The sequence below is a fragment of the Sulfobacillus sp. TH-112 genome (assembly GCF_057473405.1).
Genome location: NZ_JBYCKN010000069.1, coordinates 1 through 7,894 on the forward strand (window position 1 = coordinate 1; position 7,894 = coordinate 7,894).

Sequence of the window (7,894 nt, forward strand, 5' to 3'; positions counted from 1 at the left end):
GCGGGGGACGCTGGAGTCACCGTAATCCGATTATTCCCGTAGTTGAGCACCGTTCCCTCAGTGCCTGGCTCCACTACCGCAGTCTGCCCTTGTGGAAGACTGGCATCTTGCTTAACCGCTATCGAATATGGGATAGCGCCAAAGCTGGCATGCACCCACTGTATTCCTCCCGGCATCCACGGCCACATGGCAATACCACTTTGAATCGCAAGCTGTTGCGGGGAAGGTACCTGTACTGTTTTGGCGGCATATGCCAAGATTACCGTTTGCACACCGAGGATTATGAGGCCACTCACCACGGCCCTTTTTGTCGCACGCACGATTCCCTTCACCTCCACGCATAGCGTGGCACCGTTAAAAGGGTTCTATGCGATGTGATCCTGATGGGCCAGCGGAGGTAAGAACAACCACAACACGCACGCCAATCCCATCACGATGACAGCAATTCCCCACAGTGGACGAGGATGGACATATAATATGGGAGCGACGAACGGAGAAAGAATGGCCACCATTCCTGCGGTGATGACCCCAATCCATCCTTGAACCTCCACCCGAGCCACGTCAGGAAGCCATGTCATCCAATAACTGGTGTGGCTGGTCCAAAATTGCGATTGCCCGGCAACAATGAGAGCCCAAGCGAGCATGACACGCCAAAAGTGACCCGGTCCGGTAAGAGCCAACAATAAAAATCCTGCCACTAGCAAAATTAACGACACTCCCACCATGGCTCGACTGGAAATATCGGGATATCGCTGATGAAGGATCATCAGCAGCAATGCGGCAACGGTCGCCGCGATTGGCAACAAGGCAAGCCGACTGGCAGGTAAGTCACTTCCATGAACTGCCACCAGCGCCAAAGGAGCTAAATTCGCAAACAACATTAGCGGAACCTGCGCTAATATACGCAAACCGGCCAGTACGGCTCCCACCCCTGAGAGCCCCAAACGAAGATGAGTGAATACCACTGAAAATGGTTTGCGTTGCGCCATCGCTTCTTTCCCAGCATCAGACTCCTTGAGGAAGACCAACCGAAAGAGCCACGCTAAGGTGACAAAAGGCCACAACATAAACATCACGCGGTGTCCCGTACAGACCACACCCCGATGGGCAATCCATGCCTCCATCAAAGGCAAAGCCAACCCACCAAATACTGTGAACAACTGCAAAATAAAGAAATATCGGGGAAGACGCTTGGGGTTTTCTCCTTCGCTAAAGAGACTATTCCATGCCGGACCGACACATCCCATGGCTTGATTCATCACTAACGCTAATCCCATGAGAAGCGCATTGCTTGAGATAGCCCAAACTCCCATCACCAAGACCCATCCCAAAAAATCCCCCGCCATAATACTTCCCTTGCGGCCAAATCTTCTCGAAAAGTATCCCGAAGCCCCAAGCCCCATGACTTGCAACAATGCCCCTAGGCCCATCGCCAGCCCAATTTGATGGGCCGTAAGGTGCTGGTCCGCGAGAAAAATAGTTAAGTACGAACCCATCCATGCGGCAATGACCGACCAGGGAAGCTCAGATATCAGAAAGGTATGGGCGTTGGATGATGGGCGTTTATTGAAAAGATGCATGGCTTCAATCATAACCTATTTCAGTGCAGTCATGATACATTCACTCATCGTATTAGTGAGGCATTGAGAGAGATTCGGACGCTACCTTTGACCGCGGTAACCACACGGGAGACATCCGAAGAAGCCATGGCCTATCCAAACATTGCGTCGTAGTGGCCCGTTTTCGCTATATTCACCTTATGGACAACATAGCTATTGTTGCCCATGAAGTTAATCCACGTCTCCCATCATTCAAGAGTCATTGGTCACCACCATACGTGACTGCCCTTTCCATACACGCCGTACTTAAGAAACATGACCTGAGCTATAATTGCAAATATGATGGCAACATCATACAATTTTTCGTCTCGACCCCAGTGAGGAGTGAAGACGCATGTCATCTCTTACCGATATCACATTTGAATTCCTCCCGACGCTCTTATCGGTAGAACAGGATCCCACCCCACTGGTATTAGACCCATCAACAGCAGATCTCATTGAGCGCCACTGGACAACACTTAAAGAATCAGGGAAAATCCTCACTCGCGGCATCACGTATACTGTGGCATCCCTCACCCAGAATGCACACTCTCTGCGTGTCTCGGTGCGGTCTACGGACTATGCTCATTATTTAGCGACAGTGCACGGCATCATTGACCAGCAACGGTGTCGCGTCATCTTCGCTGCCGGCGCGATCGTCACCAGTGATTCGTATCTCGTGTTAGGAAAAATGGCATCATGGACCACTTGGGCAGGACGCTGGCAACTATGCGGCGGTGGTCTCAATTCTGACGACACCGACGGACAACGGCTTGACCTTGAGATGTCATTACGGCGAGAGATGCACGAGGAGCTCGGCATCAAAGAATCTCATATCACATCCGTGAGACCATTATTCCTCAAGCGCGGCGGACCCTTTGACTTCTATACGGTCATCTATAGCGTAAAGCTTCGACTCACCCGCTCCGATTTCTTGACCCACTATGCGGCGTATATAGAAACCTTCACGGATGCGGGGGAACCACCAGAATTTAGCGAAGTCGCTTTAGTCTATGTGGATTCACCGCATATAAAAAAATGGCTCACCGTCACGTCCCAAGACACTAAAGTGGATTACCTTCCAGGAGTCTTGGAGCGACTTGTGACACCATCCGCAGCGGGAAAATAACTCTTGTCGCATCACGTCAGGGAACCAGGAGAGATTCCCGTCGTCAGCCATTCCCCCTCACCCTGGTACCTGATCACGGACCACGCCGCGAATCGCGAGATACATAAAGACCGGCACGATCGCCCAAAAACCCAGAATCCAGCGAAAGTCAGGGATATGCAATGGCCCCAAAAGACTTAAGAGCACAATCAAGAACCCTAAGGTGAACAATCGTCCGCCGTTAATCCATACCTCTTTAGTCCCCGTCAATTGAACCCGATCGGTCTCATGACGGCTATAGTGGGTAATCTGAGTCAGTGCCTGAGATTCCAACCGCACCTTAAACGACGGATAGGAGACCGCTATGACCGCTCCCAAGAGAAAAAGTGTAGTCGCTCCCAGCGGAACAAAAAAGAGCCCCATGGCTAAAAGGCTCAGTAAGGTGGCTATAATAAGGCCGTGCCGCTGGATAAAGGTATCTTCTCCATGCGTCAGTCCCCAAAACACCGCTCCCTCAATGACCGCCTGCATGGCGACAAATTCGCCTAGCAATAAAGCACTTTTCGTCACAATATAGAGAAGCAGGTTGGGGATAAAGAAATACATCCCATCTCTCATGCCCAACGCCCAAAAGGCTATGCCCAGGCGACGCCATTGCGGAATAGAGGGCAGACGTTCCGCTGAGCCCGAGGCCGCGAAACGGTTATTCTTTTCTGAATCACCAATTTTGCGAGCGCTCAACACCAATCCAGCACAACCTAATAGGCTTAAAAATGCGACAAAGAACACCACGCGATAGCCATTTAATCCCGGAATGGCACCAATAATCCATCCGCTGAGAGGCGGTGCCAAAAGTCCTAATATGGCCTCGATGGTTCCCGTCCAGCTGTTATACCATCGAGCTTGATTCGGCTCCACCCATGTTGAGGCCAAGACAAAGAGCGACAACCAATAAAAACTCGAGGACAGTCCATCAATAATGGCAATAGGGATAAAATAGTTGCGGGTATGCGCTTGTAAGATTAAGAGTAGTGCGAGGTAAATCGCGTTCAGAACAATCCCGAGCCCCATCAATGTGGGGCTAGAAAGATGACCACGCAGTTTAGATGCAAACCCAAAACTGGCCACCATGACAATAAATAAAATGGCATAAAACACAAGAATCGATCGCAGTCCTGTGCCAATATCCCAGAACCATGCTCCCACAAAGTTTGACGCCATATACATCGAAAGCGTCCAGCCAGTGGAAATTAAGAAAAGCCGAGTGACTGGTTTCATAGAGATCCCTCAATAGGCGATTGAATACCTCTCCCATTTTAGCATCTCTTTGCCGATAGCGATTAGCTCACTTGTGATTGGCCGCTCGGTCCGGTGCCACCTGAATGAGATTCACCCATGCGCCGCAACGATTCCAATACCGCACTGATTTCCACTCGATCACCTAAAATCTGTCTTACCAAAATTACTTCTTCTAGGGCCCGCTGTCGTCGCCTTATTGCTAGTTCCATCCAAATGCACCTCCATTAGTGACAGTATAAAAATAAGATGTTACAACTTTGTGACGGTTTGAACGAAGAAAGAAATTCCAATATAAGGTTCGCGTTCGACAGACACTTTTCTGACCTCTAGGAGGAAATTTTTACGGCAATATCGTCTACCGAATTGGGTACAATCCGCCACACCTCGAAGGCAAAAATGAATCCCGTAACAATGGCCAGGCCCCATGACCAATAAATCGGTAACACATGCAAGAGTGCCCCGGCGGCGATAGCACCTAGAGGATTAGCTAATCCAAACAACGTCACAATCAGTCCAAACACGCGCCCTCTAACCGATTCCGGAATCACGCGTTGCAAAAGTGCGAAGGTAACCGCATTACCGGCACCATTGACCAACCCTGCCAGAAAAAGCATGGCTGCAGACACCAGAGGCCACCGTGAGAAGGTAAATCCCATAATAAAGACCGATTGGATGCCAAAAAGAAAGGCGAGTGCTGATCTGAGGGGCCACTTCGAGGCTCTTCCACTCAGGAGACTGCCGCAAATCATACCCACAGCCCAAGCCGCTTCAATGATTCCGTACCAAGACGCCGATCCATGAAGGTGATGATGAACCCAATAGGGAAGCATCGTAAACGCTGCCACAAATCCCAAATTAACCAATATGACCGCAGGTAGGATGCGCCCCAGCCAAGGAAGGGCTCGAAATCCTGCCATTCCTTCTTTGAAATTCGCTAAGAAGCCCGAGGGTTTTTCCTCAGATAACCCTTCATGAGGCGCTGTAGAGCGGCTACGCGGTGCCGTGACGGTACGCATCATGAGAAGGATAGCTACCGCCGACGCCCAAAAAGAGCCCATGTCAATGCCGAACACCACACGCACCCCAATAAGTGCGACGGCGGCTCCTCCGAGCGCATATCCCAATGCACTAGACACTTGCGACGTCACCGAATAGAGCCCATTGGCGGCCACTAAATCCCGATCCTCCACCATTCTTGGAATCATGACGGTCTCTGCAGGAGAAAATATTGCGCCACCTAACGAATTGATCCCCAACAGAATGATAATGACGGCAATAAGATGTCCGGGACGGAGCAGCGCTAAAATTCCTAATCCCACCGCCAGACCACGCATGACATCGGTCAAGAACATGAGTCGACGCGGATCATATCGGTCAACCATAACCCCGCCGAACATACCGAACAATATGGGGACGGTGGTGACCACACCCGCTACGGAAAGTAACACGGGGGACTTTAACTGAATCTCCCAAAGGCCTAGAATATAGAAAACGGCGTTCCCGAGTTGGGACAGTAATTGTCCTACCCATACAGATCGGAATCCGGAATATCGCATTAATAGATTCATTTACACACCCCAATCGGTTGTTTAACAGTTATTTTTTATATTTAACAATATTTATCGAAAAATTGCTATTATTAATTCATTACACGATGTCGATGAGAGTCTAAAGGAGATTATCAATGGATAGCATGCCGAATTTCGAATCCCGCGATATCACGGGACAGATTGTCAATCGAGCCCATCTGATGGCCATGGCTCCGGTACTGGTGGCTTTGCTAAGGGGAGTCGCCTGACCCTATTGTCGCCGCGAGCTCGGAGAGCTCCATTCACGCACCGATGCTTTTCGTGAGGCCGGAATTACGATTCTGGTGATTTCTCCAGATAAGGAGGAGACCCTCACAACCTATCTTTCTAATCACCACATGACATTTCGTGCCATTGCAGACCCCGGCGGGGCCATCTTACAGGCATTTGGTCAAGAAAGTAGCTGGTGGCGATTCGGCCGCATGCCTGCATTACTAGGCTTCGATACCCATGGCCAAGTCATCTATCGTCACATGGGTCAGTCCATGAAGGATTTTCCAGACTTTGATCAACTTCTGACGCTACTGTCTCATCCGTCGCCAGGTTAGATATTGAATCACCATCACCAAGCAACAGGCGGCACCGATGACAACTAAAGCCGCATGATACCGTCCTAGCGAGGCTATAAGAGCTCCGATTCCGTAGCCAAAAAATACTAATAAACGCACGTGAAATTCGCTATCACGTAGTTTACGTCTCACGTGAAGCAAGTCGTCCATCAGCGTGGTCAATGTCGAGGTGACCACCGTCGTGATCGTCCCGGCCACATTGAGCCATCGGGCTAAGCGACTTTGTATACCCATCGCAAAGCTGCCAACCACGATAGCGATGGCGGGGTGTAATATCGGTCCTGGACCATGGACGAAAAATATACTGGCAAAGAGGGCCAGGATCCCGACCTCGACGTACATCATCAGGACGGCATATTTCTCGTGCTGTGGATCAATACGAAACACCATCGAGGCAATAAATGCACCGACCATAAATCCTAACAGTGCCTCTAACGATCGTACTGCCTGTCCGCCGTGTCCGTCCGCCAGTCCAATAGTCAAGAGAACCAAGTTACCGGTCATGTTGGCTACGAAGACGTGTCCCAGTCGAAAATACGCCAGGGCATCCACAACGCCCGCAACCACGCTTAAGCCCACTACCGCAAGCGGTGTGCCCACTTTCCCCAGAATCTGTCACCTCTCCCATTTGTCCGCGACTCCACGCCTCGTCATGGGAGGCTCGTATCCCCCAATCGCACAATAGATAGTGCATTCGTAACATTTGAAGCCTTCATGGTTGCGGATGCCTCCTTCGGAGGATACATCATCAAGCCCCCACCCCTAATGACGTCTAGTCCGATATTCCCTATAGCTTGGCACAAACAATCGACCTGAAACAAATCTTTGATGCGCGATAGTCATCACGCGAGATCCGCTGGACCCTGCCCTATGCAATAGGACGCTTGCCATTCCCTTCCAAGGTACATCTTCTGGATACCACAAATATCATGGCCCAAAAAGCCCTTATCGAAGTCGACCAGTGATTCTCACCTCTTCTTTGTATCACGTATTCCACACCGAAAAAATGCCAATCACGGGTTTTAATTGTCGGAAGTATTCGCAAGGATATTGTTAAATATATCCACACCTCCATTTTGGGGACAAATATCGGCATTTCTCCATGAGGATTACTTGCAGGAATGACAACCTCTACCCATAGTTGACGAGAACTGCTCTTGTTCAGATACACAAGGAATCGGCGTCGCGGCGTGGGGATACCAATAGGCACGCACACAAAAAATCTCCCTCGTCTTAGGGAGATAAAAGTGGCGGTCCCGGCCGGATTCGAACCGGCGATCTCCGCGCTGACAACGCGGCGGCTTGGGCCACTAACCGACGGGACCGTATTCACTTGTTCAAAACCAAATATGGTGCCGCAGGGCGGAATCGAACCGCCGACACAAGGATTTTCAGTCCTTTGCTCTACCGACTGAGCTACCGCGGCATTTCTATATGGCGGAGGCGACGGGATTCGAACCCGTGATCTCATGCGTGACAGGCATGCGTGTTAGGCCGACTACACCACGCCTCCGAGCAATTCAAATGGTGGGCGAAACAGGGTTCGAACCTGTGACCCCCTGCTTGTAAGGCAGGTGCTCTACCGCTGAGCTATCCGCCCAAACGAATCGCGAAACTCATTCTACCTGCTTTCCGATTCGCTGTCAACCGCTCAAGCGATTCTCTCGCTGGACACTGCCGACGCCTATCATATCATGCCTGACGCCAACTGCAAATGACTCTTTTTTAACA

At 50.5% G+C, this 7,894-nt stretch carries 7 protein-coding genes, 4 tRNA genes and 1 pseudogene; 2 read left to right on the top strand and 10 right to left on the bottom strand.

The window, feature by feature from the left end; genetic code table 11:
* Both ACOJWD_RS04515 and ACOJWD_RS04520 read right to left on the bottom strand, forming a co-directional pair.
* On the bottom strand, positions 1–320 hold a 320-nt coding region (locus ACOJWD_RS04515), incomplete at its 3' end, for a G5 domain-containing protein (RefSeq protein ID WP_486992034.1).
* A 45-nt stretch (positions 321–365) separates the two neighbouring features.
* Entirely contained in the window at positions 366–1,592 is a 1,227-nt protein-coding gene (locus ACOJWD_RS04520; RefSeq protein WP_486992035.1) for an MFS transporter, read from the bottom strand.
* A gap of 361 nt (positions 1,593–1,953) precedes the next feature.
* On the opposite strand from ACOJWD_RS04520, the gene ACOJWD_RS04525 reads away from it, so the two are divergent.
* Entirely contained in the window at positions 1,954–2,727 is a 774-nt protein-coding gene (locus ACOJWD_RS04525; RefSeq protein WP_486992036.1) for an NUDIX hydrolase, read from the top strand.
* Positions 2,728–2,784: 57 nt separating this feature from the next.
* Here ACOJWD_RS04525 and ACOJWD_RS04530 read toward each other — a convergent pair whose 3' ends face one another.
* The 3 genes from ACOJWD_RS04530 to ACOJWD_RS04540 all read right to left on the bottom strand — a co-directional run bounded on the left by ACOJWD_RS04530 (position 2,785) and on the right by ACOJWD_RS04540 (position 5,573).
* The gene (locus ACOJWD_RS04530) at positions 2,785–3,984 is read right to left on the bottom strand and encodes a hypothetical protein (protein WP_486992037.1); all 1,200 of its coding nucleotides are present in this window, start codon (positions 3,982–3,984) and stop codon (positions 2,785–2,787) included.
* Positions 3,985–4,046: 62 nt separating this feature from the next.
* Positions 4,047–4,214 (bottom strand): hypothetical protein, encoded by a 168-nt coding sequence (locus ACOJWD_RS04535; protein WP_486992038.1) that lies wholly within the window; start codon positions 4,212–4,214, stop codon positions 4,047–4,049.
* A gap of 117 nt (positions 4,215–4,331) precedes the next feature.
* Positions 4,332–5,573 carry an MFS transporter gene (locus tag ACOJWD_RS04540; protein WP_486992039.1) on the bottom strand — a complete coding sequence of 414 codons (1,242 nt, stop codon included), beginning with the start codon at positions 5,571–5,573 and terminating at the stop codon, positions 4,332–4,334.
* A 242-nt stretch (positions 5,574–5,815) separates the two neighbouring features.
* Here ACOJWD_RS04540 and ACOJWD_RS04545 point away from each other — a divergent pair.
* Positions 5,816–6,142, top strand: a pseudogene (locus ACOJWD_RS04545) (peroxiredoxin family protein); the annotation flags it as partial.
* Here ACOJWD_RS04545 and ACOJWD_RS04550 read toward each other — a convergent pair.
* From ACOJWD_RS04550 to ACOJWD_RS04570, 5 genes are all read right to left on the bottom strand, one after another.
* A complete protein-coding gene (locus ACOJWD_RS04550) occupies positions 6,116–6,763 on the bottom strand; it encodes a YoaK family protein (RefSeq protein WP_486992040.1) in 648 nt (215 codons plus the stop codon). The pseudogene ACOJWD_RS04545 and the gene ACOJWD_RS04550 sit on opposite strands and share 27 nt — an antisense overlap.
* A 648-nt stretch (positions 6,764–7,411) precedes the next feature.
* Positions 7,412–7,488: transfer RNA gene (locus tag ACOJWD_RS04555), tRNA-Asp, on the bottom strand.
* 25 nt (positions 7,489–7,513) lie between these two features.
* Positions 7,514–7,589 (bottom strand) — tRNA-Phe (locus ACOJWD_RS04560).
* A gap of 9 nt (positions 7,590–7,598) precedes the next feature.
* Positions 7,599–7,676: transfer RNA gene (locus ACOJWD_RS04565), tRNA-Asp, on the bottom strand.
* Between the two features lie 12 nt (positions 7,677–7,688).
* Positions 7,689–7,763, bottom strand: a tRNA-Val gene (locus tag ACOJWD_RS04570).
* Positions 7,764–7,894: the final 131 nt, after the last annotated feature.